At 33.7% G+C, this 24614-nt stretch carries 28 protein-coding genes; 26 read left to right on the forward strand and 2 right to left on the reverse strand.

Annotated elements, in window-relative coordinates; genetic code table 11:
- Window positions 1-42 precede the first annotated feature (42 nt).
- Both BQ7397_RS08980 and BQ7397_RS09300 read right to left on the reverse strand, forming a co-directional pair.
- Window positions 43-975 carry an IS3 family transposase gene (locus BQ7397_RS08980; protein WP_234970557.1) on the reverse strand — a complete coding sequence of 311 codons (933 nt, stop codon included), beginning with the start codon at window positions 973-975 and terminating at the stop codon, window positions 43-45.
- Complete coding sequence (locus BQ7397_RS09300; protein WP_077074540.1) at window positions 885-1469, reverse strand: helix-turn-helix domain-containing protein; 585 nt, start codon at window positions 1467-1469, stop codon at window positions 885-887. The genes BQ7397_RS08980 and BQ7397_RS09300 overlap by 91 nt, the downstream gene beginning before the upstream one ends.
- Window positions 1470-1568: 99 nt before the next feature.
- On the opposite strand from BQ7397_RS09300, the gene BQ7397_RS03395 reads away from it, so the two are divergent.
- The 26 genes from BQ7397_RS03395 to BQ7397_RS03510 all read left to right on the forward strand — a co-directional run bounded on the left by BQ7397_RS03395 (window position 1569) and on the right by BQ7397_RS03510 (window position 24608).
- Window positions 1569-2012: a TetR/AcrR family transcriptional regulator gene (locus BQ7397_RS03395; RefSeq protein WP_234970566.1), complete on the forward strand. Its 444-nt coding sequence runs from the start codon at window positions 1569-1571 to the stop codon at window positions 2010-2012.
- Window positions 2013-2095: 83 nt separating this feature from the next.
- Window positions 2096-2977, forward strand: a complete 882-nt coding sequence (locus BQ7397_RS03400; protein ID WP_000129976.1) for an ABC transporter ATP-binding protein — start codon at window positions 2096-2098, stop codon at window positions 2975-2977.
- A 25-nt stretch (window positions 2978-3002) separates the two neighbouring features.
- Window positions 3003-4616, forward strand: coding sequence for an ABC transporter permease (locus BQ7397_RS03405; RefSeq protein ID WP_025194366.1), 1614 nt, complete (start codon window positions 3003-3005; stop codon window positions 4614-4616).
- A 616-nt stretch (window positions 4617-5232) separates the two neighbouring features.
- Window positions 5233-5292, forward strand: a complete 60-nt coding sequence (locus tag BQ7397_RS09525) for an erythromycin resistance leader peptide (RefSeq protein ID WP_407816966.1) — start codon at window positions 5233-5235, stop codon at window positions 5290-5292.
- A 57-nt stretch (window positions 5293-5349) separates the two neighbouring features.
- Window positions 5350-6081, forward strand: coding sequence for a 23S rRNA (adenine(2058)-N(6))-methyltransferase Erm(A) (gene erm(A), locus BQ7397_RS03410; RefSeq protein ID WP_000810833.1), 732 nt, complete (start codon window positions 5350-5352; stop codon window positions 6079-6081).
- A 216-nt stretch (window positions 6082-6297) separates the two neighbouring features.
- Entirely contained in the window at window positions 6298-6822 is a 525-nt protein-coding gene (locus BQ7397_RS03415) for a phosphotransferase (protein ID WP_001176020.1), read from the forward strand.
- Window positions 6823-7441: 619 nt separating this feature from the next.
- Window positions 7442-7654: a helix-turn-helix domain-containing protein gene (locus BQ7397_RS03420; RefSeq protein WP_034544980.1), complete on the forward strand. Its 213-nt coding sequence runs from the start codon at window positions 7442-7444 to the stop codon at window positions 7652-7654.
- A 3-nt stretch (window positions 7655-7657) separates the two neighbouring features.
- Window positions 7658-8167, forward strand: coding sequence for an RDD family protein (locus tag BQ7397_RS03425; protein WP_034544982.1), 510 nt, complete (start codon window positions 7658-7660; stop codon window positions 8165-8167).
- Between the two features lie 107 nt (window positions 8168-8274).
- The gene (locus BQ7397_RS03430; RefSeq protein WP_034544984.1) at window positions 8275-8589 is read left to right on the forward strand and encodes a hypothetical protein; all 315 of its coding nucleotides are present in this window, start codon (window positions 8275-8277) and stop codon (window positions 8587-8589) included.
- A 120-nt stretch (window positions 8590-8709) separates the two neighbouring features.
- On the forward strand, window positions 8710-9147 hold the full coding sequence (locus BQ7397_RS03435; protein WP_034544985.1) for a hypothetical protein: 438 nt from the start codon (window positions 8710-8712) through the stop codon (window positions 9145-9147).
- A 103-nt stretch (window positions 9148-9250) separates the two neighbouring features.
- Window positions 9251-9541: a DUF3847 domain-containing protein gene (locus BQ7397_RS03440; protein WP_034544987.1), complete on the forward strand. Its 291-nt coding sequence runs from the start codon at window positions 9251-9253 to the stop codon at window positions 9539-9541.
- Window positions 9542-9873: 332 nt separating this feature from the next.
- Window positions 9874-11514: a MobQ family relaxase gene (gene mobQ / locus BQ7397_RS03445; protein WP_077074748.1), complete on the forward strand. Its 1641-nt coding sequence runs from the start codon at window positions 9874-9876 to the stop codon at window positions 11512-11514.
- A gap of 73 nt (window positions 11515-11587) precedes the next feature.
- Window positions 11588-11761 carry a hypothetical protein gene (locus tag BQ7397_RS09235; RefSeq protein ID WP_180371929.1) on the forward strand — a complete coding sequence of 58 codons (174 nt, stop codon included), beginning with the start codon at window positions 11588-11590 and terminating at the stop codon, window positions 11759-11761.
- Between the two features lie 184 nt (window positions 11762-11945).
- On the forward strand, window positions 11946-12473 hold the full coding sequence (locus tag BQ7397_RS03450) for a PcfB family protein (RefSeq protein WP_077074749.1): 528 nt from the start codon (window positions 11946-11948) through the stop codon (window positions 12471-12473).
- Between the two features lie 431 nt (window positions 12474-12904).
- The gene (locus BQ7397_RS03455) at window positions 12905-13900 is read left to right on the forward strand and encodes an ORF6N domain-containing protein (RefSeq protein ID WP_072469066.1); all 996 of its coding nucleotides are present in this window, start codon (window positions 12905-12907) and stop codon (window positions 13898-13900) included.
- A gap of 87 nt (window positions 13901-13987) precedes the next feature.
- Window positions 13988-14689 (forward strand): replisome organizer, encoded by a 702-nt coding sequence (locus BQ7397_RS03460; RefSeq protein WP_072469062.1) that lies wholly within the window; start codon window positions 13988-13990, stop codon window positions 14687-14689.
- A gap of 153 nt (window positions 14690-14842) precedes the next feature.
- Window positions 14843-15067 (forward strand): hypothetical protein, encoded by a 225-nt coding sequence (locus BQ7397_RS03465; protein WP_072469067.1) that lies wholly within the window; start codon window positions 14843-14845, stop codon window positions 15065-15067.
- Between the two features lie 3 nt (window positions 15068-15070).
- A complete protein-coding gene (locus BQ7397_RS03470) occupies window positions 15071-16717 on the forward strand; it encodes a recombinase family protein (RefSeq protein ID WP_072469621.1) in 1647 nt (548 codons plus the stop codon).
- A gap of 6 nt (window positions 16718-16723) precedes the next feature.
- Window positions 16724-16804, forward strand: a complete 81-nt coding sequence (locus BQ7397_RS03475; protein ID WP_202947905.1) for a Maff2 family mobile element protein — start codon at window positions 16724-16726, stop codon at window positions 16802-16804.
- A gap of 19 nt (window positions 16805-16823) precedes the next feature.
- Complete coding sequence (locus tag BQ7397_RS03480) at window positions 16824-17687, forward strand: VirB6/TrbL-like conjugal transfer protein, CD1112 family (RefSeq protein WP_000466907.1); 864 nt, start codon at window positions 16824-16826, stop codon at window positions 17685-17687.
- 17 nt (window positions 17688-17704) lie between these two features.
- Window positions 17705-17968 (forward strand): hypothetical protein, encoded by a 264-nt coding sequence (locus tag BQ7397_RS03485; RefSeq protein ID WP_000595841.1) that lies wholly within the window; start codon window positions 17705-17707, stop codon window positions 17966-17968.
- 3 nt (window positions 17969-17971) lie between these two features.
- Window positions 17972-18361, forward strand: coding sequence for a PrgI family protein (locus BQ7397_RS03490; RefSeq protein WP_000332203.1), 390 nt, complete (start codon window positions 17972-17974; stop codon window positions 18359-18361).
- The gene (locus BQ7397_RS03495; protein ID WP_000653488.1) at window positions 18273-20702 is read left to right on the forward strand and encodes a VirB4-like conjugal transfer ATPase, CD1110 family; all 2430 of its coding nucleotides are present in this window, start codon (window positions 18273-18275) and stop codon (window positions 20700-20702) included. Before BQ7397_RS03490 ends, BQ7397_RS03495 begins: the two co-directional genes overlap by 89 nt.
- Before the next feature lie 3 nt (window positions 20703-20705).
- A complete protein-coding gene (locus BQ7397_RS03500; protein ID WP_000516790.1) occupies window positions 20706-22838 on the forward strand; it encodes a CHAP domain-containing protein in 2133 nt (710 codons plus the stop codon).
- An 11-nt stretch (window positions 22839-22849) separates the two neighbouring features.
- Window positions 22850-23089 (forward strand): hypothetical protein, encoded by a 240-nt coding sequence (locus tag BQ7397_RS03505; RefSeq protein ID WP_000817944.1) that lies wholly within the window; start codon window positions 22850-22852, stop codon window positions 23087-23089.
- Window positions 23064-24608, forward strand: coding sequence for a CD1107 family mobile element protein (locus tag BQ7397_RS03510; RefSeq protein ID WP_000858450.1), 1545 nt, complete (start codon window positions 23064-23066; stop codon window positions 24606-24608). Before BQ7397_RS03505 ends, BQ7397_RS03510 begins: the two co-directional genes overlap by 26 nt.
- Window positions 24609-24614: the final 6 nt, after the last annotated feature.

Below are 24614 nucleotides of genomic sequence, written 5' to 3' on the forward strand. Positions count from 1 at the left end.
AAGCATTTCGCTTGCTCGATTTTGTTTTACATAACATTCGTTCTATGCGGATTTCATTCGTTCACGGTATTGCTTCGGACTCAAGCCACCCAACTTTTCTTTGATTCGATCGTTGTTGTAGTAGCGGATAAAACGTTCGATCGCCCGCACGAGTTCTTGCCGGCTTCGGTAGACGTAACCGTCGTAGATTTCTCTTTTCAGCACACTAAAGAAGTTTTCCATGGGTGCGTTGTCGTAGCAGTTGCCTTTTCTCGACATGCTCTGGAAGATGTGATGCTTTTTCAGCATGGCTTGATAGGCGGTCATTTGGTAGCCCCAACCACGATCGGAGTGGAAGGTGCGCCGGTAGGGGCAACCGTTGGTTCGTTCGATGGCTTCTTCTAAGCCTCGTAGCATGGTGACGCCGTTGGGTTGGTCGGAGAGGACGTAGCTGATGATTTCCAGATTGTACATGTCCATATATGGATCGAGATAGAGTTTCTTTGTTTGAAGTTTCCCGGTTTGATCTTCGATGTAGTATTTGAATTCTGTGGTGTCGGTGGTAATTTTTTGGTAGGGGATACAGGTGTTGAAGCGTCGATTGATTCGATTCTTCTTAATTTTGCCGACGACGCCTTTGTAGGAGTTGTACTTCTTGTATTTCCTACCGTAGGCGTGGACTTGAAGGCCCATGTCTTGAACCAGTCGTTGAACTTTCTTTTTGTTTACCACTTGGCCCCGGTTCTTCAGCTCCAGATGGATCCGGCGGTAGCCGTAGTCTTTGTGTTCGCGCCGAATGGCGAGGATCTCGTCTTTTAACGCTTGGTCTTTGTCTTCTTCGCTCCACTTTTTCTGCCAATACATAAAGGTGGATTTGGGAAAGTTGATGGCAGCGAGTATCTCTGTTAGTTGGAATTGTTCTCGGAGTTTGGCGACGATCCTCGCCTTTTTCTCATTTTTTCTTCCCTCACCAAACTCCTTAGCTCCTCCAGATATATCTTTTGAATGGTGAGCCTCCGATTCTCCGCTTCTAATTCTTTGATGCGGTTTTCCAATGCCTCACGTGAGCTTGCATCAAGAGGCTCCTTCTTAGTTGCAGACTTCGGTGGTTGATTGCAGGCGTCTTTCTTCGTCACAGGTCTCCCTCGCTTATGTGATTGCAGCCCCTCAATGCCCTCCTTTCGATACTGACTGTGCCATTTGGCGATCATGGACGGATTCGTCAAACCGAGTTCAAGGGCCAATTGTTGGTAACTACATTCGCTCGTTTCGTAACGTGTAATGGCTTCTAACTTAAACTCTACACTGTACGAGCGTTTATTTCTAGAGCGTATTAAGCCTTCATCGCCAAAATGTTTGTAATTGTTGACCCAGCGTCTGATCTGCGATTCGCCAATCTGATATTTATCTTCTAAGACGAGATAGCTTGTCTTCCCTGACAAGTATTCTTCGACGATTTTCCTCTTCAATTCATAACTGTATTTTGCCATTAAAAGACCCCCAAAGGTTGGATTTCTTGGTCCAACTTTTGGGGGTCAGTGCAAAAAGGCTCGCTGTTTAACTATTTTAACAGTAAAAAGGATCTTTACTTGTACTTGATTGAGTATAGTAGTAAAGCAATCGTGAATCTAAATGAAGAAATTGATTTGTCTGAAACTGATTTATTTAAAAGAATCGAAAGAGTTGCTTTACAAAAGTTCTATGTTCAACAAAAGTACCCACAGGCATTTGAATTCTTGGCATCAACTAAACAAGAGGAGTCTGTAGAAGTAAAGGATATCATTAAACAAAGGCTCAATCCAATCTATAATCAAGCCATAAATAAATTATATAAAGACATTGATTACTCTAAATTCAGGGAAGGAGTTGATATTGAAAAAGCAATTGAGATTTTGAATTGGACGATGTTTGGTGTAGGAGAGAAAGGACTAAAGGAATTGTTTACCTTTGATGATATTGGTAGATTTGGAGAGAAATATCTAGAAGAGTGGAACGTTTATGCCGAATTACTGAAATACAGCTTTTATAAATAAAACTAAATTAAAGGTGTATTGAAATGAAAATATAATAGCTTTAGATTTTTATCTAAAAAATTTTAAAGGAGTGTGTCTATATTATGACCGATATAGTAAAAGTACAAGGATTACAAAAAAAGTTTGGTAAATTTCAAGCATTGCGTGACGTTTCGTTCACGATAAAATCGGGGGAAGTGGTTGGGTTTATTGGTCCTAATGGTGCTGGGAAATCTACAACTATTCGTGCCCTATTAGGAATTATAAAACGTGATGCTGGTATTGCCGAGATATTCGGTAAGGATGTTTGGAAGGATAGCCTTGAAATTCATAAGCGAATTTCTTATGTCCCTGGAGATGTTGCCCTTTGGGAATCTTTAACGGGAGGAGAAATTATCGATCTCTTCATTAAATTACATGGTAGTGGAGATAAAGAAAAGCGCGATTATTTAATTAAACGTTTTGAATTAGACCCTAAGAAAAAAGCCAAAGGATATTCAAAAGGAAATCGTCAAAAAGTTGGATTGATTGCAGCATTATCTGTTGATTCTGATTTATATATTTTTGATGAACCAACATCTGGCCTTGATCCTCTAATGGAACAAGTTTTCCAAGAAGAAGTTAAAAAAATTAAAGCATCTGGTAAAGCTATTTTATTGTCCTCCCATATTTTAAGTGAGGTAGAACGATTAACAGATAAGGTTGTAATTATACGCCAAGGTGAAATTGTTGAAACTGGAACCCTTGATGAATTACGACATTTAACTAGGTCTACTGTCACTTTAGTGACAAGTGGAGACGTATCAAAAATGGCTTTTGTAGATGGAGTACATGATTTTGTTCAAAATGATAGCCAAGCAACATTCTCTGTCGATAATCAATATCTCAATAGTATTTTAATTGAAGCTAGCAAATTAGGTGTCACAAGGTTTGAATCTATACCGCCAACACTTGAAGATTTGTTTATGCGTCATTATGAAAGCTAAACCGTGGGAAGGTGGAAAAATTATTATGAAAGAAAAATTTGCTCGTTGGAACATATTGTTTTTACAGTATTTAAAACGAGATTGGAAAAAAATTATTATATGGGTATTGGGACTTGGCATGTTTTCGGCTGGATTTGTTCCAGCTTTCAAAGAAATAGCAAAAGGGCAAGGTTTAGTCGGCATGTTCGAAACTTTGCAAAACCCTGCAATGATATCTATGGTAGGGCCGACCCCAGTTGAAACAGGAGCTGATTATACCTTAGGAGCAATGTATGCACATGAAATGTTGTTGTTTTGTGGTTTGTTTGCGATGATAATGTCTATTTTACACGTGATAGGTCATACTCGTAAAGAAGAAGATCTTGGCCTTACTGAGCTACTGCGTTCCTTTCAAATAGGTCGTCAGGCAAATTCTCTTGCAGCAATAGCAGAGATAGTCTTTATCAATGGTATACTAGCACTTTTTATTGCAGTAGTAATGATAAGTTTCGGTGCCGATACGATTTCTATTTTTGGTTCCGTGTTATACGGGGCATCAATTGGAATGGCAGGGATTATTGGTGCTGGGATTGCTCTAATAATGGCACAAATTATGCCCACGTCATCGGCTGCAACAGGATCATCATTAGGAATTGTAGGCTTACTATACATTGTTCGTGCTGGAACAGATGTCTCCAATGTTGACTTATCTATGATGAATCCTTTGGGCTGGACATATTTAACTTTTCCTTTTACAGATAATAATTGGTTTCCACTTATTTTTGCTTTAATTTTCAGTATAATAGTGGTGTTCATAGCTTTTTCACTTGAAGGTGGCCGCGATATGGGGGCTGGATATTTACCGCAAAGAGAAGGGCGTGAAAGTGCAAAGCAGTCTTTGCTGTCCGTCCGAGGATTATTTATAAATATTAATAAAGGTGTCATTATTAGTTGGTTAATCGCATATGTTGTTATGGGTGCTGCCTATGGTTCGATTTATGGAGATATGCAGACATTCCTAGAAAGTAATGAAATGATGAAACAAATGTTTTCTCATACAGGATTTTCTATTGAAGAATCATTCACAGGCACAGTTATGATGGTTTTGATTGGTTTAGTTTCCATTCTACCAATTGCGATTGTAAATAAACTCTTTTCTGAAGAAAGACGATTACACTTAAGTCAGATTTATGCAACAAAAGTAACCCGCAGTCAATTATATTGGACTAGTATAGGGTTATCGATATTAAGCGGATTATTAGGAGTTTTATTAGCAGCAGGTAGTCTTGGAGGTACTGCTATCTCTGCGATGGGGAATAGCGGAGAGATGGATATAGTTGACTTTTTTGCTGCTGGCTTTAACCTTTTCCCTACTGTTTTATTCTTTATAGGTCTGGCAGCGTTAGCTCTTGGATGGGCACCGAAACTAGGTAAAATAGTGTATATTTATCTTACATTCTCTTTTTTATTAAATTATTTTAGCGGCTTAATAGACCTCCCGGAATGGTTTTTAAATACTGCTATACAAAGTTGGATGCCTCAAATGCCAATGGATGATTTTGAAGCATCAGTTTTTCTTACAGTTACTATAATTAGCATTGCTTTAATAGTAATAGGTTTCTTGGGGTATAGTAGAAGGGATATGAATGAAGGAGCTTAAATTGATTGAATAGTAAATAGTGTAATCTAATGATTTAAATTCTTGTGTTGTAGGTTTTAACATTAGTCGATGAAAGCAATTAAATTTTATTATTACAGTTTCATATATTTGATAAGGATAGAAGTATTCTAAACTAGAATTATATTTCGATTCTTTTGGCGACCATTAGAAAGCTAGTCGTTATGTTCCCACGAACGTACAAATTAGTCGATATGTTCCCATATACAACAGTTTCGCTAAAAATCATAAATACATCAATTCTATCAACTCGTCCCACGTTGAAGCAGCAATTCTGATGACGTATTGTGGTTTGGACAAGGAATAATAGGAGTCAACCACAACATGTAGTGGTTTGAGTACGAAAATTGGGTCAAAAACAGGCTAAAAAATACCGTTTTTTGACCCTTTTAAATAGGGCATTTGACAGATGACATTTGATGTTTCGGGATTAAAAATCCATAGGGTGAGGTAGATTAGCACAGAACTTTATTGAATAGAGAAATTAAAAGTGATATAATCAGTTGCATAAGGAGGAGTTAAATATGTGTACATGTATTGCAGTAGTAGATATTACTTTATCTCATTTATAATGAAAAAAATTAAAGGAGGTAAAGGTATGGGTATGTTTTCTATATTTGTTATTGAGAGATTTCATTATCCACCAAACCAAAAATAATTGGTTATAATGAGCTCTTAAGATTAGTTCATTATAACCGGCAAGGAGAAGGTTATAATGAAACAGAAAAACCCGAAAAATACGCAAAATTTCATTACATCTAAAAAGCATGTAAAGGAAATATTAAAATATACGAATATCAATAAACAAGATAAAATAATAGAAATTGGGTCAGGAAAAGGACATTTTACCAAGGAACTTGTGGAAATGAGTCAACGGGTGAATGCTATAGAGATTGATGAAGGTTTATGTCATGCCACGAAAAAAGCAGTTGAACCTTTTCAGAATATAAAAGTTATTCATGAGGATATTTTGAAGTTTAGCTTTCCTAAAAATACAGACTATAAAATATTTGGTAATATTCCCTACAATATTAGTACTGATATTGTAAAAAAGATTGCTTTTGATAGTCAAGCGAAATATAGCTACCTTATTGTAGAGAGGGGATTTGCTAAAAGGTTGCAAAATACCCAACGAGCTTTAGGTTTGCTGTTAATGGTGGAAATGGATATAAAAATTCTTAAAAAAGTGCCACGAGCATATTTTCACCCTAAGCCTAATGTAGATTCTGTATTGATTGTACTTGAAAGGCATAAACCATTTATTTTAAAGAAGGACTACAAAAAGTATAGATTTTTCGTTTATAAATGGGTAAACAGGGAATATCATGTTCTTTTTACTAAAAATCAATTAAGACAGGTGCTGAAGCATGCGAATGTTACTGATCTTGATAAATTATCCAATGAACAATTTTTGTCTGTTTTCAATAGTTACAAATTATTTCAATAAATTAAAAATAATTAAGCGTTCTCTAACTTTAAGAGAACGCTTAATCTTATTACATTGAAAAATGCATTCTATTATTTTCAATTATTATGATATAACATAACTATCATTTTACTTATTTGCATATTTGCACGAAAATATAGTTATCGACGACTATTCTGATAATAGCAACTAATATAGTCAATGATAACTCAAAATTTATTGATATAGTAGGTATATGTGCAACTAATTAGGGAAGATTTTAGCTTGCCATTTCTGAAACAGCTAAAACAAGTATTGCGTAAAGAATGCGCCAGTCTTCCCATGGACTTAAAATGCTTGCTTGGGGCACACATAAAACCCCTTGAACAATCTATTGACAGAGTTGAAGGACTGTCGGAGATTCTAAGACGAAGTAATCCTAAAATGGCCCTATGCCATACAGATATTCATAATTGGAACTTGATGCAACGGGATGAGCAGTTAGTTCTAATTGACTGGGAAGGCTTGAAATTGGCTCCAGTAAAAGCTGATCTCATGTTTTTTGTTGATAAGCCATATTATGATGTATTTATGAACATATACCTGAAATTACACAAAGATTTTTTAATCAATACGGATGCTTTGTTATTCTATCATATTAGACGTAAACTAGAAGATATATGGGAGTTTATTGAACAACTTTTATATGACAATCAAGAGGATAAGGAAAGAAATGAAACTATAAAAGTTCTTGATGGTGAACTGAATAACTTAGTGTTTTGAAAAAAGAATAACGTATTATTAAGCTAAATAATATTGGAGAAGAAAATGAATAAACAAGAATTATATCAAATTGCTTTCAGTATAATTAATCATAAAAAGTTACGGAACTTTGGAACTTCAGGGCATGTGGAGACGGTGGTATTGATGTCAAGGAAAATAAGATAATAGGCTATAAAAGTGTTGAAATTAATGGTTTTTGGGGTTTTAGAAGAAATCCTAAAAGCCATTTTTCTATTTAGATAAATATCTTAATTATAATTAAAGAATAAATTGAGGATCAAGAACCTCAATATTATATAGAAAATAGCCACGAAGCGATCATATCAAAAGAAATCTTCATGCAAGTCTAAGAAGAAATGGATAGACGAGCTAATATGGTAAGTGGCAAAGGGAAAAGAAGAATCTATTCCAGTAAATACGCCCTTTCAAGTATTGTCTACTGCTCTATATGTGGGGATATTTACAGGAGAATAGCATGGAATAATAGAGGAAAGAAAAAAACAAGGACTATCTCAATAAATACTAACGCAAGCACAAGTATAAAATAGGCTAAAGTGACTTATCAGCCTATTTATGATATAATATAAATTAATGAATAAAACGGATAAGGGGTAATAATATGGCAATTTCTTATAAACCATTATGGCATTTATTGGTAGAAAGAGAAATGAACAAAGAAGACTTAAAAAGAGCAGCAAACATAACAAGTAACATAGTTTCAAGAATGAGCAAAAACTCTTATGTGAACTTAGAGTCATTAGAAAAGATTTGCCTGGCATTGGATTGCAGAATTGAAGATGTTATAGAAATTCATAGAAATGAGGATAAATAAATTATGTTTATGAATAATAATCCAATATCATTAAAAAAACGAATAAAAGAATTGTTTTTTGATTATCTACTTATTCTTTTGTATTTAGCATTGTTATTTGGAGTAAGCATGGCAGTTTATCATCTGTTTTTTAAAGGGATTCCGAAAATGAACGAACTACAGTCACAACTAATTGCTTTATTAACATCAGTTATTCCGATTGTTTTGATTTTTGCTTATTTGGATTATTCAAAAGATGGGAGTTTTGGTAAACGCAAAGCGGGGTTAAAACTTGTTTATAAACATAAATCTTTAAAAGCAAGCTTTATAAGAAACGTAATCAAATTTTTACCATGGCAAATAGGACATATGAGTACGATTCATGGAATTTATACTGACTTTGATGTATGGGCTATCGTCATGTTTTTTATAGGCATGGGATTTGCTGTACTGCTATTATTAATGGGTCTAATACGTAATGATAAAAGACATTTGGGTGATTTGTTGGCAAATACCCAAGTACAGAATAAATAGGAATATTTTTGCTATAATACTACTATGCAACCAATAGACTAAGAATAGAAAATGAAAAAACCGGGTATAATAATATGAACAATTTGATTACTTTTAAGGAGATTATTATGAAAAGTTTAAAGTGGTATACCATAGCTGCATGTATATGGATATTTATATTTCCTATAACAGGAATAACTGGGTGGGCTTTTATGATTAGTGGTCCAATTGTTATAGTTGGAAGCATCGTGAAATTTGTGTTCAAATTATTTAGAATAGACCTGTATTGGTTAACTAAACCTAGCTTTGGTTTAGGAGTTTTACCAGACCTAATTATTTCTGTAATTGTTGGATTTTTACTAACTATTATTGGGATAGGGTTATGGAGAATTACTAAGAGATTATATCAATGGTTAGTCTTAATAAAGCCTGAGAATTGTTAGATTTAATTATGAAGAACATTTTAATTCATGGGTTGGGTCAAGATGATAAAAGTTGATATTTAAATGAGAGTTACTTTTAATGAAAAATAATGAAGGTAACTATTAAACTGGAGGTTCAAAATGAGAAGAAGATTTGCATTTATGACTATTGTTTTTGTTTTTTTAATAGTTCTCACTTCTTGTAAGAGCAAGAAAAAAGAAGACAAGATTGAAATATTTGATTCTAACGATATAAAAATTGCTGAAATAGAAAAACAAGATGAGTTAGATTATTTTAGTGATTTTATAGAAATGAGTGTAGAAAATGTTAATGATAAAAAATTCGAAAATTTTTTTAAAGAAATACCTGACGATGCAATAAAATCTTATCATTTTATATTTACCAACGGCAATGAAGGTACAAAGATAGATTTTTATATTTATGAAAATTACCCTTATATTACAATGGAGGGAGTGCCTATGATTACAACTCCATTGACATGGGAACTTTCTAAAGAAGATTTAAAAGAATTTAATGATATAGTACAAGAATTGAAAGACATGGATAATAAAAGATAAAGCGAAAATTTTAGGATTGTGTAAATAGAATAATTAAAAGTAGCCTAGGCGATAGAAATTAAAAACTCTATCGTCTTTTTTTAATACAAGAAAGGAGTTTTTTATGAAAAAATTAGAACAACTAAGACAAGAGTCAAAAGAAATAAAAGATAAAATTGACCATACAGAAGAAAGATTAAGGCAACTAAAAAATCAAGAAAAGAAGATATTAAAACAAGACATAGTGAAAAAAAGAAAAGAAAGAACACGTAGGCTCATAACAAGAGGAGCAATCTTAGAAAGCCTTATAGAAAATTCAGAAGAACTAACAGATAAAGAAATAAAAATCCTACTAGAAGAAGCAACAAAGACAAAAGAATTTAAAGAAACACTAAAAATAATAAGAGAAAATTAGGGGAAATATAATAATCAAATCTCCCTTAGATTTTCTAAGGGCGCAATTATACACCCTAAAGGGTGCTTGCGTCCTGCGGAGCCAAACCCTTGCAGGGAGCAACAATCATTCGCTTTTTAAAAGTCAAGGGTAAATAAACTCGCTAAGGCTCGCCCTTGACTTTTAAAATTTGAAATGAACAAAACAATTAAGCCGACATACTGAAACAACAAAAATAAATTCAGTAGTCGGCTTTTTCTATTCTATCATTTCAAAACGCTCATTCACAAAGTGGCTATAAAAATCTATTAAGCCTCCACCTAAAACAACAAAAAAGAAAGGAAGTGATAAAAATGGCAGACAGTTTTCATTTTTCAATAAACATAATATCAAGAGGAAAAGGGAAAAGTGCAGTAGCAAGTGCAGCATATATAAGTGGAGAAAAAATAAAAAATGAATGGGACGGAGTAACCCATGACTACACAAGAAAAGAAAAAGTATTAGTAAAAAATATAATATTGCCTGATCATATACCAAAAGAATTTAATGATAGGTCTACCTTATGGAATAAAGTAGAAATGGCAGAAAAAAATTCTAATGCACAACTAGCAAGACAATTCATAATAGGACTACCAAAAGAATTATCTTTAAGTGAAAATAAAAACCTAGTTGAAAGATTTATAAAAGAAAATCTAACATCACAAGGAATGATAGTAGATTATGCAATCCATGATGAGAGTCAAGATAAAAATGGAAATATTCATTGTCATATCATGACCATAATGCGACCCATAAACGAAAAAGGAGAGTTCTTAGCAAAGTCAAAAAAAGAATATATCCTAGATGAAAAAGGAGAAAAAGTATTAAACAAAAATGGAAAACCAAAGACAAGAAAAGTAGAACTAACAACCTGGAACGATAAAGGCAATGTAGAAAAATGGAGAGAAAATTTTTCAGACCTTTGCAATGAATATCTAGCAAAAAACAAGATAGAAAAAAGAGTAGACCATAGGAGTTTTAAAAGACAAAATTCAGATTATCTACCGACAATCCATTTAGGATCAGCAGCAAGTGCAATGGAGAGAAAGGGAATAGAAACTGACAAGGGAAACTATAATAGAGAAATAAGAAAATATAATGAACTTGTAAAAACAATAAAAGAAGAGATAAAGACATTAAAGGGTTGGATAGGAAATCTATTAGGTAACCTATCTACTGCTTATGAAAAATTTAAGGATATAGAAAGAGATAAGGTAATAGACAACCCTAAACTTTTCAATCTAACAAATTATCTATTAACTTATTCAGAAATTCAAAAAGAAAAAAGCAAATATCTAAAAGGATATGCCAAAACTAATAAAGAAAAGTATGACTTCAAAAAGCTAACAAGTGCATATAGTTATTTAAGAAAAAATGACATAGAAACCATAGGTCAGTTACAAACAAAAATAGAAAGTTTAAAGTCTAATAGTTATAAGCTAAATAAAAAAGCAAAGACAATCCATAAAGAAATGGAAGATGTAGAAAAGAAAATTCTATACTATGAAATCTACAAAGCCAAAAAAGAAGTTTATGAAGAATATCAAAAGAAAAATTTATTCACCAAAGACACATTCTATAATAAACATAAGAAGGATATAGACCAATATAAAGTAGTAAGCGAGAAATTAAAAAAACTCCTATCAGATAAGGAAAAACTAAGTCCTAAAAAATGGAATGAAGAAAAAAATCTTTTAATGGCAAATCTTGAAGAAATAAATAAAGAAAAAGACAAGATAAAAGATGAATACCAGGAAATTAATCATATAAAATATTCAGTAGATTTTGTAAACAAAGAACTTGGCATAGATTTATCCATAGAAATAGATAAGTTAATAAAACAAGGTGAAAAACCAAGTGTAATAGCACAGATTAAAAAATTCCAAGACCAAGTTAATAAAGATAATGAATATAGAGAAAGTATGAAAAACAAGAAAATGAATCAAGAAAGATAAGACCTGGTAAAAATATCTTATCCAAGCTATAATATGACCAAGAAAATAAAGGCAGAACTAGGAGGTAATAGAGATGAATAAAAGGCAAGAGCTAATAGATGAACTCATAAAAGCAGATCAAGATGGAAAATACAAAACCTATAAAAGCACAGAAGAAATAAAAGCAATGAACAATGAGGAAATACAGATTATATATTCCAACATGAAAAACTATCTATCAGACAAAAGAACACATATAAACTACTAAAGGTGGAAAAGCAAAATAAGAGCAGAAAAACAAGAAAAGGTACAAATGCCTAAGTAAGCAATAAAAACATCAAAATAAAACATTCCACCACCAAGAACAACCAAATAAAAACAAGCAAAGGGAAGTATAGAAAAATTAAAGCCTATACTTCCCTTTTTTTAATTCAAACAAAGGAGATAAAAGCATGATAAACGAAGAAATAAGCAAAGAAGCAGGTCAAGCAGCACAAACCATAATAACATACACAATAAAGGCAGCAAAAGAAACAATCAACTTAGACAAAGAAATAAGAAAAAAGATGAATGATACTTTAGAAAAAGCAAACGGAAACCTCAAAAGTCTTATGGGCGATGAAATGAAAATAAAAGACCTCTACAAGAAAGGACAACTAGAAAATATAAGTATAGATCAAAGCGACCTCAAAGACTTAAAAAAAGAACTAAACAAACTTGGAGTAAGTTTCTCAGTAATGAAAAACAAAGAAAGCCAAAACTATGAAATATTCTTCCAAGCCAAAGACATAAAAGTAATGGAATATGCCTTTAAACAAGTCATAGTCAAAGAAAATAAAAAAGAAAAAGAAAGTATCCTAAAACAAATAAAGAAATACAAAGACCTATCCAAGAACAAGGATAAGACAAAAGAGAAAGTCAAAAGGAAAGTAAAAGAAAAAGTAAAACCAAGTAAAAAAGATATGACCAGAGAAATCTAAGGGAGTAACGAAAAGTTACACCCTTAAATAACCATAATAACTAGACTTCCGAAAAGCAGAAGTCCAGAATTTCGAAAATCGGAAATCAAGAATTTCGATTATCGAAAATCAAGAAAGGAGCAGATATGGCAACAAACAAAATATATTATTGGATAAAATTGAAAGAAGAATTTTTCACAGACAAAATAAACAGAGGACATTGTCCTTAATGAGTCCAACCCATGTCCGACAAGAGATAGAGATAGAGAAAGATATAGAGATAGATAAAGAGAGAGAGGGAGAGATAGAAAAGATTTAACATTTTTGGTATAATTATAGAAATTAGACTTTGAAAATATTATGGATAATTGGCTTAAGAGCTGTAAACTAAATGAAATAAAGAGAAAATGGCTACAAGTTGTAGCCCCAAAAATATATAGGAGGTGAATTTTGTGGCAGAACAAAACAAGGAAATTGTAGTTATAGATGAAACTACAATTAAAAGTAAGATTTACTATATAAGAAATCAAAAGGTTATGCTTGATTTTGAGCTTGCTGAAATCTATGGATATACAACGACAAGATTTAACGAGCAAGTAAAAAACAATTCGGAGAAATTTGATGATGATTTTATGTTTCAGTTGACGAAATCAGAGTTTGAAAACTTGATATCGAAAAAATCGACATCAAGTTGGGGCGGTCGTAGAAAACTACCTTATGCTTTTACAGAGCAGGGTATTTATATGCTTATGACTGTATTAAGAGGAGAACTTGCCGTTAGACAGAGCAAGGCTTTAATACGAATGTTTAAGCAGATGAAAGACTTCATCATTAAAAATCAAGATTTTATCAGCTCAAAGGAATTAGTTCAAATAGCAATTCAAACAAATCAAAACACAAATGATATTGCAAGGATAGATAGTAAGATTAACACATTGGCTACTAAAGAAGATTTAAAAAAGGTAATGGATAATTTTATAGACCCGGAAACATATAAACATTTCCTCTTGATGAATGGAGATAAGATAGAAGCTGATGTTGCCTATACAAAAATATATAAATCAGCAAAGAAAAGCATTTATGTAATAGATAACTATATCGGACTTAAAACATTAGAACTTTTAAGAGCTGCAAGAGATAAGACTCAAATCGTAGTCTTTAGTGATAATGTCAAGAACAAGGATATGCTTACAAAAAATATCTTAGATGATTTTAGAAAAGACTATCCTAATATAGACCTGAAACTGAAGATAGCAGGTAAAAAATATCACGATAGATATATAGCAATAGACTTTGGAACAGAAAATGAAGCCTTTTATCTTTGCGGAGCTTCGTCAAAGGATGCGGGAAATAAAATATCAAGTATTACCAAGATAGAAGAATCTTCTAAAGATATGTACCATGATATGTTTAGTAAGATGTTAAATAATAAAGACTTAAAAATTTAATATATAATTATGTTAAATCATAGCAATACACAAGGCGGTAGAATTAAAAACTATCGTCTTTTTTTATTTGAAGAAAGGTAGGAGAGCATGGCAGATAAAAGAATGTTTTCACTAAAGATAGTGGATAGCGACTTATTTTTGGATATGCCACTAAGTAGTCAATGTCTGTATTTTCATTTATCAATGAGGGCAGATGATGATGGTTTTGTAAATAATCCTAAGAAAATCATCAAAATTATCGGGGCTAATGAAGATGACCTGAAAATACTTATTGCCAAAGGCTTTGTGATAGTCTTTGATCAGGGAATAATCGTCATTACTCATTGGAAGATAAATAACTATATTAGAAAAGACAGATATAAGCCAACAATGTATATAGAGCAGAAACAACAGCTTTATCAAACGGAAAATGGAGCATATATTTTAGAAGAAAAAGATGGTTGTCATCTGGTTAACCAAAGGTTGTCAAGTGGTCAACCCAGTATAGATAAGGGTAGATTAGATAAGGTTAGTATAGATAAGGGGAGAGAAGAACAGTCCACCCCCATCTTTTATGGAGAATTCAAAAATGTAAGGTTAAGCAAAGAAGAATATAAGAATCTTAAAGAAAAATTAAACTCACACACAGAAATAATGATAAATAAACTATCAAGATACATGGAAAGCAGTGGTAAGACCTATCAAAACCACTATGCGACAATCTTAAAATGGTATGAAGAAGATAAAGAAAAACTAACACAGAAAGGTTTAAATAAAAAAATGAACTATGATGTAGGAGAATCTTTATAGATAAAAAGAGGTGGAAAGCCATTATTAAAGACTTTAAGTCTAAAAAGGTATCAAAGTATGCCAGATATAATAAAAAGATAAATATGACACTTAAAAGGCGATTAGAAAATTAAAAATCTAATCGCCTTTTTTTATTGCATGAAAGGATAAGCTATGACAAAAAGACAAACAAAATACATTGTAAAAAGAAATTATGATAACAGAAGAACAGATACAGAAGCTTTTCTAAGACTAATAAAAAAATCAAGCAAATTAAGTAAGGACAATGAAATTGAGTATAACAAATATAATATTGATAGTAATAAAAAAGAGTGCTATAATAAAAATAGTTTTAGAGAAAGTTGTGTTATTTCTGAAAACTCAAACAAGGAGGAATAGGAAATGATACAAACAAATTCAAATCAATTTTCATTCAAAGCTGCAATTTATTGCAGACTATCTAAAGATGATGAGCAGAAAGGAGAGAGTGCCAGCATACAAAACCAAAAGGAACTTTTAGAAAACTATGTAAAATCAAGAGGTTGGAGTATTTACGATGTATATATAGATGATGGATATACTGGATTAAATACAAATAGACCATCATTTCAAAGACTAATTAGAGATATTGAAAATAAGAAAGTGGATATAGTCATCACTAAGGACTTATCAAGGCTTGGAAGAAACTATTTGCAGACTGGATACTATACAGAAAATTTCTTCCCAAAGAACAATGTCAGATATATAGCTTTAAATGATGGAGTAGATACCTTTCAAGAAAACAATGAAATAGTTCCTTTTAAAAATGTTTTAAACGAGTTTTATTCAAGAGATGTTTCCAAAAAGATGAAATCTGCCTATATGACAAGGGCAAGGCAAGGAAAATTTATTGGTTGTCTTGCTCCAATAGGATATAGGAAAGACAATGATGATCCACATAAATTAGTAATCGATGATGAAACTTCATGGATTGTTGAAAAAATTTTTGATCTTGCTTTTAGTGGTTATGGAGTACAAGCAATTAGGAGAAGACTTTTTGAAGAAAAAATACCTACACCTACCTGGTGGAATAGAAAAAAAGGACTTAGAAATAAAAAAACTAAGTTAGAAATGACCGTAGATGGTGGAGAGTATTGGTGGGACTGCACAACCCTAAAAGAAATTATTGAAAACCCAGTTTATATTGGTCATATTGCTAGTCAAAAAGTTAATTATAAATTCAAAGTAGGTTGGTTATCCGATAAACCTAAAGAGGAATGGATAATAGTAGAAAATACACACGAACCAATAATTTCTGAAGATATTTATAATATAGCAAATGAAAAATTAAAGAGCAGGAGAAGACCATTTAAAAATGGAGAAGAAAGCATATTTGCAGGCATTGTGAAATGTCCCGATTGTGGAAAATCTTTAAATCTTGGAAGAAACAAATCGAAAAAAAGAGAAAAGTTACTCACTTGTAACACTTATAGAAGATACGGAAAGTCATTATGTAGTCAACATAGAATTTATTACGATACTCTTTATGAGATAGTGCTTAAAGATATTAGAAATAATGCAGAAATAGCATTAAAAGACGAAAAAGAAATTATAAAAGCACTTGAAAAATCACGAGAAATTGATAATGAAGAAGAACAAAAATTTATCATGGATAAGATTTACGAAGATCAGATAAGAGTAGAAGACTTAACTAAAAAGATTGAAAGACTATATGATGACTGGCTAGATAACAAGATAAGTGAAAGCAACTTCCAAAAAATTCTTGAAAAATCACAAAACGAACAAGACTATCTAAACCAAAGAATAGAAGATAATCAAAAATTGATTGTTAAAGAAGATCTTGAAGATATTAATGTCAAAAAATGGATTGAACTCATAAAAAAACATAGGGATATAAAGAAGCTGGACAAAGAAACCTTAAACGAACTCATCTCAAAAATCTATGTTCACGAAAAAGAAGTAGTGAATGGAGAAATCACCCAAACAATTGATATTTACTACAATTTCATAGGAAATACAGACACACTACAAGTATTTTACAATCTCTAATTAGGCATAAAGCAGCTTATGGCAGGAGGCGGTATTGTCCTTATCGGACTTAAGCTGATTCCGCTACTTGCCAATGTACTCAAGTAAGAAGAAAAGGAGAGCTTAGATGTTTGGAATATTCGACAAGATAGAAGAATTTTTTAAGGAACTTCTACTGGGCGGTATCCAAGCAAACTTAGAGTCCATGTTTCTTGACATCAACGATAAAGTTGGTGCAGTTGCAACAGATGTAGGAAAAACTCCCATGGGGTGGAACGGAGATGTATTTGCCTTTATCAAAAGCATTAACGATTCCGTCATTATTCCCATAGCGGGACTAATCATCACAGCAGTCCTTTGTATTGAGCTTATCAATATGGTAATGCAAAAGAACAATATGCACGATACAGATACCTTTGAATTTTTTAAGTACATCATCAAGATGTGGATTGCTGTATGGTTAGTATCTCATGCTTTTGAGTTTTCAATGGCAGTCTTTGATGTGGCACAACATATGGTAAATAAGGCGGCAGGGGTGATAAATACCTCTGCCACCGTTTCCGGAGATCAGATAGTGGCAATGATGGATACCTTAAAAGAAAAGGGGCTTGGAGAGCTTGTCATGATTCTCTTTGAAACCTCACTCATAAAGGTTGCCATAGAGGTAATTTCCATTGTAATCATGCTTGTGGTTTACGGAAGAATGTTTGAGATTTATGTTTACTCATCGGTTTCAGCCATTCCATTTGCCACAATGGGAAACAAAGAGTGGGGACAAATTGGAACAAACTATATCAAAGGACTATTTGCACTTGGGCTACAAGGACTCTTTTTAATGGTTTGTCTTGGAATATACGCAGTATTAGTTAAGACAATACAGATAACAGATATACACACAAGTACCATGACGATACTTGGATATGCGGTTTTGCTGGGGTTAATGATGCTAAAGAGCGGAACTCTGGCCAAAAGCGTATTAAATGCACACTAACAGAAAGGAAGGATAGGATGATCAAAAGAAAAACAGTATTTACATCAGTAGTAATCGGAGCAGGTGTTATAGCGGTGATTGATAGAATCAAACTTTTTAGCAAGATTAATGACTTGGAAGAAAGAACAAAAGACATCGGTCGCTGCCATAATGACTTTTGTATTTTGCAGGAAAGATATAACAAAAATACAGATAAACAGATAGAAAGCATTCAGGAAGAAATCGGCTCTGTATATGAACACATGGCGGAGCTTTCAAAAGAAAAAGAAGATGGGAGGTAAGTTATGGCGTATGTACCAATCCCAAAAGACCTAAAGAAGGTAAAAACAAAGGTAGCTTTTAACTTAACCAAAAGGCAGATGATAGGTTTCACACTCGCAGGACTGGTAGGACTACCAGTCTATTTATTTATGCGAAAGGTTGTTCCAAATGATATAGCCGTCATATTTCTCATTGTGTCCACACTCCCTATATTTTTCATCACTCTTTTTGAAAAGGACGGACTGACATTTGAGAAATATTTTAAATATATTTACCTTCATAAGTTTTATCAACCACAAAAAAGAGTGAGAAAGGAGGTTTACCTTGAAAGACAAAAGAAAGATTCAGCAGGTAAAGTTAGAACAAAACAAAAAGATGTTAAGAAGTCAAAGACAGGACTTAAAGCAAAATAAGGGAAAATCTAAAAAAGATAAAGGCGGGCTACTTGACCTTATTTTTAGAAAAGAACCAAAAAGATATACTGTCGAAGATACCATTCCCTATCATAGACTCTTAAAAAGTGGTATATGTCAGCTTGACGAAAAGCACTTTAGTAAAAGCATAGCCTTTCAGGATATTAACTACCAACTTGCTTTAGATGAAGATAGGGATCTTATTTTTAATCAGTTTGCAAATTTTCTAAACTCCTTTGATCCAAGTATCAGTATTGAGTTTTCATATATCAATCAACTTGGACGAAACGAAGAAATGAAGTCGGCAATTCAGATACCAGATAAAAAGGACGGTTTTGACGATATACGTCTTGAGTTTAGAGAGATGCTTAAAAGTCAGATTGTAAAGGGAAATAATGGACTGAAAAAATCAAAGTATGTAACCTTTACAGTAGAAGCGGATAATTTAGAGCAGGCAACATCAAAACTTGAAAGACTGGAGATAGATATATTATCTAATCTAAAGAGTATGGGAGTTCGTGCGGAAAGTTTAAGTGGGGAAGAAAGACTCAAGATTCTTCACGATATATTAAATCCCAATAAGACCTTTGAGTTTTCATACAAAAATTTGAGGAAAAGGGAAAGCACTAAAACATACATTGTACCTGATGAATTTAACTTCACGCCTTCAAGGTACTTTAAGTTTGGAAAATTTATCGGGGCAGTCAGCCATTTTCAAATTCTTGCCAGCGAGCTTTCAGACCGTATGCTTGCCGAGTTTTTGGATATTGATGATAACATCAATATTTCCTTTCATATTAAGGCAATCGACCAATCGGAAGCTATTAAAATGGTAAAGAGAAAAAATACCGATATTGACAAGATGAAAATTGAGGAAAATAAGAAAGCGGTAAGAAGCGGTTATGATATGGACATTCTTCCATCGGACTTAATCACCTATGGAGAAGATGTAAAGAGTCTCTTAAAAGATTTGCAGACAAGAGATGAACGAATGTTTGTGGTAAGTATCGTCTTTATGAACTTTGCAAAAACGGTGCAAAAGCTTGATAACACAATCTCTCAGATAAGTTCCATTGCAAATAAGCATAACTGCAAGCTGAAAAGACTTGACCATACGCAAGAACAAGGACTTATCAGCGTGCTACCTCTTGGCGTAAACAAGATTGAGATAGATAGAGGACTAACCTCATCATCTACGGCAGTTTTTATGCCCTTTACCACAGAGGAGCTTTTTATCAATTCAAGTAACAGTCTTTATTACGGACTAAATGCCTTAAGCCATAACCTGATTATGGCAGATAGGAAAAAACTCAAAAATCCAAACGGTCTAATCCTCGGAACTCCTGGAAGTGGTAAATCCTTTAGTGCTAAAAGAGAAATGGCAAATGCAATTTTAGTAACGGACGATGATGTGATTATCTGCGATCCAGAAGGAGAGTATGGAAACCTTGTAAGACAATTTAATGGAGAAGTCATTAAAGTCAGCAGTAAGTCCAAAGATTACCTGAATCCCCTTGATATAAATATGAACTATGGCGATGGGGATGCGCCACTGAAAGACAAAGCAAACTTCATTATGAGTATGCTGGAGCTTGTAGTAGGCGGCAGTGGTCTTACGGCAGAAGAAAAGTCCGTTATAGACAGGTGCTTACCTAAGATTTACGAAAAGTATTTTGATAATCCAACTCCTGACAATATGCCAATACTGCAAGACCTATACGATATGTTAAAAGGACAGGAAGAAAAGGTCGGTAAAAAGCTGGCAACGGAGATGGAAATCTATGTATCAGGTTCCCTTAATGTTTTTAATCACAGGTCAAATGTGGACTTAAATAAGAAACTCCTGTGCTTTGATATTAAAGAGCTTGGAAGTCAGCTAAAGAAAATAGGAATGCTTGTTATACAGGATCAGGTGTGGAATAAAGTATCTCAAAATAGAGGAAGCAAGGCTACAAGGTACTATATCGACGAGTTCCACTTGCTGCTAAAAGATGAACAGACAGCATCGTATTCGGTAGAGATTTGGAAAAGATTTCGTAAGTGGGGAGGTATCCCTACGGGTATTACGCAAAATGTCAAAGACCTACTTATGAGTAAGGAAATTGAAAATATCTTTGATAATACCGACTTTGTCTTAATGCTAAATCAAGCGTCAGGAGACAGAGAAATTTTAGCAAGAAAACTTAAAATCTCACTTCCTCAGCTTAGATATGTTACCAACTCAAATGAGGGCGAGGGATTACTGTTCTTTGGAAATACCATTGTTCCTTTCCTTGATAAGTTCCCGAAAGATACAATTCTCTATCAGAAGATGACTACCAAGCCTGAAGAAGTGAGGTAGCCTATGGGGAAAAAGCTGAAAAAGGATTTTAGGGAAAGGCATAAGGCAAGTCTTGAAAGAGAAATGATCCATAGTGAAACATTCACTACATCTGAAGAAAGTAAGCTAAAGCACAACGATGATTACAGAGGAAAAATCGTCCATGACAAAGACAGATTTCAGGACAAGGTTCATAAGAAAATAAACAAGGTAAGTTCTGATAATGAAAAGGCTTATGGAACATCCAAGAGAAATGCAAGATATAGAGCTTCTGATAAGGATAGTATAGCTGCTGTAAGTGAAACAGGAAGATCGGATTATATTACGGAGGTAAAGGATGGAAAAATCTATGATCCTTTAGGAAAAGACCTTGATAATGACGGGATTATAGACAGATACGATAATGACTTTAGGGACAGCGACTACTTTGAATCGACCTATGATGTGGATGATAATCTCCATAAAAAAGATGAGTTTTTTGGAAGTTCCTCTATAACTCATGAGGCTAAAAAGAGAAAGTATAAGAGGAAAAACTACACCGAAAGCCTTTATACAAGAAAAAAAGAAGATGTGTCAAAGGGAAATAAATCTGAAGGTAAAAAGACTGGAAAAGATGCTGCAAGCGAAAAAGTTTATAGTAGCCTTTCTAAAGAGCAGAGGAAAAAGCTAAAGAAAGATATGGTAAAGGTATCTGCCCTTTCAGGACTTGCCAAAGGAAGTGAAACCGTAAGGGATTATCTTTCTCATGGAAGTGATGAAAATAAAGGGGTAGAGGCAGGAGAAAAGACAGCGGACGCAAGCTCGAAACTCATTCATGGCATAAAGAAATATTCTGATAAGAAAAAGGCGAAGAAAGGATACGATCTTACAAATAAGGATTATAAAATCAGGAAGCGAAAATCGAAGCTTGAATTTCGTGATGCCAAAGAGAACCTGAAAAAGACGAATGAATATAAAAGAGCAAATGCCTATAAAAGATTTCAAAAGAAAAATCAGGTAAAGGCAGCCATTCGTCGTGAGAATAAGTCAAGGCTCAGAGATCGGATTAAAGAAAACCTCATTGGCTCGTTGAAAGGCTCAAAGAGATTTATATTAAGAAAAGCAAAGGGACTTATGATTATTTTCATAGGTCTTATTATTTTGGGAACTTTCTTTATCAACTTTGCAGGAACGGGAATGACAGGCTTTATGAACTCCACAAGTTCTATTCTTACAACAAGCTATTTGTCAAAGCCAAATGTCCTAAATGAAATCAATCAGAGCTTTTCTGCTATGGAGAGTGAGCTTCAAAATGAGGTTGATCATGTCAAAAATAACTATCCCGGCTATGACGAGTACATCTTAAATAATACAGAGTATATTGGTCATAATGTCCATGAGCTTTTATCCTATATTACATCAAGATGTGGAGAGGTAAAGAGTGTATCGGAAGTAGAATCCATATTAAAAGAATTGTTTGAGTCCATGTATGACCTTGAATATAGGGAAGAAGTTGAAATCAGATACAGGACAGTTACAGACACCTATACCGATGAAGATGGCAACGAATATACCGAAAGTCATGAAGAACCTTATGAGTATAAAAAGCTCATTGTAACGCTGCATAAAAAAGAGATGGACAGCATTATCCGAAAGGTCTTTGCTGATTATCCCGATAACTTAAAGCACTATGAAGCCTTATTCCTTGCACAAGGAAATATGGGAGAAGCCTTTGGAAATTCTGACCTTATCAGTGCAAATGGTGGCGTAGGTGGTGGAGTTGAGTATGAAGCATCAAGTGAAGTTCAAAAGAAGATTGTTAATGCTGCATACATCACGCCATCTCCGGGTGCAGGCTGGTGTGCCATGTGGGTTTCACAGGTCTATCAAAATGCAGGTCTTGGATATATTGGCGGAAATGCCTGCGATATGTACAGAAACTATACTTTTACATCAGACAGGTCAAAACTCAAGGTGGGAATGCTTGTAGCGGTGGAAAGCAGTAGTAGTGGAAGCACAGCAGGACTTACCTATGGTCATGTAGGAATTTATATTGGAGATGGTAAAGTTATGGATAATATTGGACGAATAAGAGTAACCACTTTAGACAATTGGATTGCGTCTTTCTGCAAGCATCATCCCGTAGGATTTGGATTCCCACCAAACGTAAAGAAATAGGAGGTAACAATGTGAAACGAGAATTAACGGTAGTGAAAAACAAAATAAAGAAGTTGAAGGATAAAAAGGCTTTGATTGATGAAGAATTGGAGCCTTTATTTATTCGTGAAGAAGAACTTGAAAACGAAGAAATCATTGCCATTTGCAGAAAGAACAACATTACAATCAGTGATTTGATGGCAAAGGTAAACAGACAAAGAGTAGAAATGAAAAAGGAGAAGTCAAATGAAAACCAGTTGGAAAAAGAATAAGAAGTTTTGGACAGCAGCACTTGCAGTCGTTGTAAGTATAAGCTGCCTTTTGGGTCTTTGGACAGTTGTTTATGCTCATGAGCAAAGCTTAACGGAAGCACCTACAAGCGATAAAGCTGTCCAAACACAAGTGGAAGTAAATGTAAAGTATATCTTTGAAGATGAAAAAGTTTATAAGGAAGAAAAGATAAAGGCTGAGAAAGGACAGCTTCTTGACAGCGGTGATCTGCCGATGCTCCCTGATAATATGAAATTTATTGATGAGTTTCTATTTTATGAAGTAAAAGGCGATGGAAATGATGAAATTATCCGAAAGGTAGCAAAGACTGAGGCTAAAGATAAAGAGACTCAGACAGAAGAAGAAAAGCCGAAACAGGATGAAAGCTCGCAGACGAAAACTCCAAAGACGGAAGATAAATCAACGCAGACAGAGCTTTCTAAAAATGATATTTTCAAAATGGAAAAAGATGCTAAGGAGCTTCAGGAAAAACTTGATAAGTTAAATAGCGAAATGAAGGATAAAGACAAATTAAGCGATAATCAGAAAGAAAAAATCAAAGAACTTGAAGCCCAGATTGAAAGCTTGAAAGAAAAAATGAAAAAAGATAAGGAAAATAGGGACTTATCAGAAGAAATGAAGAAGGAAATGGATAAGCTGAATAAAAAGATTAAAGAGCTTGAGGAAAAGGCAAATGAAGCAAACAAGGCTCCCGTAATATCTAATCCGCCTGCACTGAACAGTCCTATTTCCGGAATTAAGAAAAACTCAGGCATTTCAAATCAAACACCTGTAAACAATACAGGAAAAAGCACAACTACACAGGCGAGTTCAGAAAATACTGTAAAAGATACAAGTAATTCTGAAACGAAAGAGAAAGATATTCGCTATCCTAATAAGCTGACACCGAAAGCTCCTGCCAATAACAATCAGGATTCATCTATGGACGGGACAAGTAAGACTGTAAATACCAATAAGGGAGTAGCTTCTGCTCCGTCAAAGGCAAGAGGAACCGTTACGGAAAATAAGGACAATGCGAATAAGGACTATCCAATTCATCACGGGGATAGCGGTGATAACAAAGAAACAGATCTGTATTCTGCTGATGCAAGACAGTTTATTACCTTTCAAACGAAAAACGGTAAGACCTTCCATCTCATCATCAACCACGATGAGACACAAGAAAATGTAATGCTTTTAACGGAAGTATCTGAAGATGATCTTCTAAATATGGTTGAAAAGAAAGAAGCTCCGAAGCAGGAGATTAGCAAAGAGGAGCCAACTAAGGAAGAAGTAAAGCCTGAGAAAAAAGAAGAAAAGAGTAATTTAGGAACATATATTATTCTGCTTCTTGTTATAGGCGGAGCATTAGGAGCAGGTTATTACTTTAAGGTCGTAAAAAAGAAAGAGGATAAGGAGCTTGAATCATTAGAGGAAGAAGATGATGATTTCTTTTCGGAAGCAGAAAGTGAGCAAGAAATAGGAGAAGCAGAAGAAACAGAAGCTTATGATGAAGAATAAATGCAT

This window comes from Aedoeadaptatus urinae (genome assembly GCF_900155585.1).
Lineage (GTDB): Bacteria > Bacillota > Clostridia > Tissierellales > Peptoniphilaceae > Aedoeadaptatus > Aedoeadaptatus urinae.

Bases quoted from the DNA above. Each gene is read 5' to 3' on its own strand.
- BQ7397_RS03430 (WP_034544984.1), top strand. From the start codon at position 8,275: ATGAAAAGTTTAAAGTGGTATACCATAGCTGCATGTATATGGATATTT.
- BQ7397_RS03405 (WP_025194366.1), top strand. From the start codon at position 3,003: ATGAAAGAAAAATTTGCTCGTTGGAACATATTGTTTTTACAGTATTTA.
- BQ7397_RS03400 (WP_000129976.1), top strand. From the start codon at position 2,096: ATGACCGATATAGTAAAAGTACAAGGATTACAAAAAAAGTTTGGTAAA.
- BQ7397_RS03425 (WP_034544982.1), top strand. From the start codon at position 7,658: ATGTTTATGAATAATAATCCAATATCATTAAAAAAACGAATAAAAGAA.
- BQ7397_RS03435 (WP_034544985.1), top strand. From the start codon at position 8,710: ATGAGAAGAAGATTTGCATTTATGACTATTGTTTTTGTTTTTTTAATA.
- BQ7397_RS03510 (WP_000858450.1), top strand. From the start codon at position 23,064: ATGAAAACCAGTTGGAAAAAGAATAAGAAGTTTTGGACAGCAGCACTT.
- BQ7397_RS03465 (WP_072469067.1), top strand. From the start codon at position 14,843: ATGACAAAAAGACAAACAAAATACATTGTAAAAAGAAATTATGATAAC.
- BQ7397_RS09300 (WP_077074540.1), bottom strand. From the start codon at position 1,469: ATGGCAAAATACAGTTATGAATTGAAGAGGAAAATCGTCGAAGAATAC.
- BQ7397_RS03440 (WP_034544987.1), top strand. From the start codon at position 9,251: ATGAAAAAATTAGAACAACTAAGACAAGAGTCAAAAGAAATAAAAGAT.
- mobQ (WP_077074748.1), top strand. From the start codon at position 9,874: ATGGCAGACAGTTTTCATTTTTCAATAAACATAATATCAAGAGGAAAA.
- BQ7397_RS03490 (WP_000332203.1), top strand. From the start codon at position 17,972: ATGGCGTATGTACCAATCCCAAAAGACCTAAAGAAGGTAAAAACAAAG.
- BQ7397_RS03450 (WP_077074749.1), top strand. From the start codon at position 11,946: ATGATAAACGAAGAAATAAGCAAAGAAGCAGGTCAAGCAGCACAAACC.
- BQ7397_RS03500 (WP_000516790.1), top strand. From the start codon at position 20,706: ATGGGGAAAAAGCTGAAAAAGGATTTTAGGGAAAGGCATAAGGCAAGT.
- BQ7397_RS03460 (WP_072469062.1), top strand. From the start codon at position 13,988: ATGGCAGATAAAAGAATGTTTTCACTAAAGATAGTGGATAGCGACTTA.
- BQ7397_RS03420 (WP_034544980.1), top strand. From the start codon at position 7,442: ATGGCAATTTCTTATAAACCATTATGGCATTTATTGGTAGAAAGAGAA.
- BQ7397_RS03485 (WP_000595841.1), top strand. From the start codon at position 17,705: ATGATCAAAAGAAAAACAGTATTTACATCAGTAGTAATCGGAGCAGGT.
- BQ7397_RS03470 (WP_072469621.1), top strand. From the start codon at position 15,071: ATGATACAAACAAATTCAAATCAATTTTCATTCAAAGCTGCAATTTAT.
- BQ7397_RS09235 (WP_180371929.1), top strand. From the start codon at position 11,588: ATGAATAAAAGGCAAGAGCTAATAGATGAACTCATAAAAGCAGATCAA.
- BQ7397_RS03480 (WP_000466907.1), top strand. From the start codon at position 16,824: ATGTTTGGAATATTCGACAAGATAGAAGAATTTTTTAAGGAACTTCTA.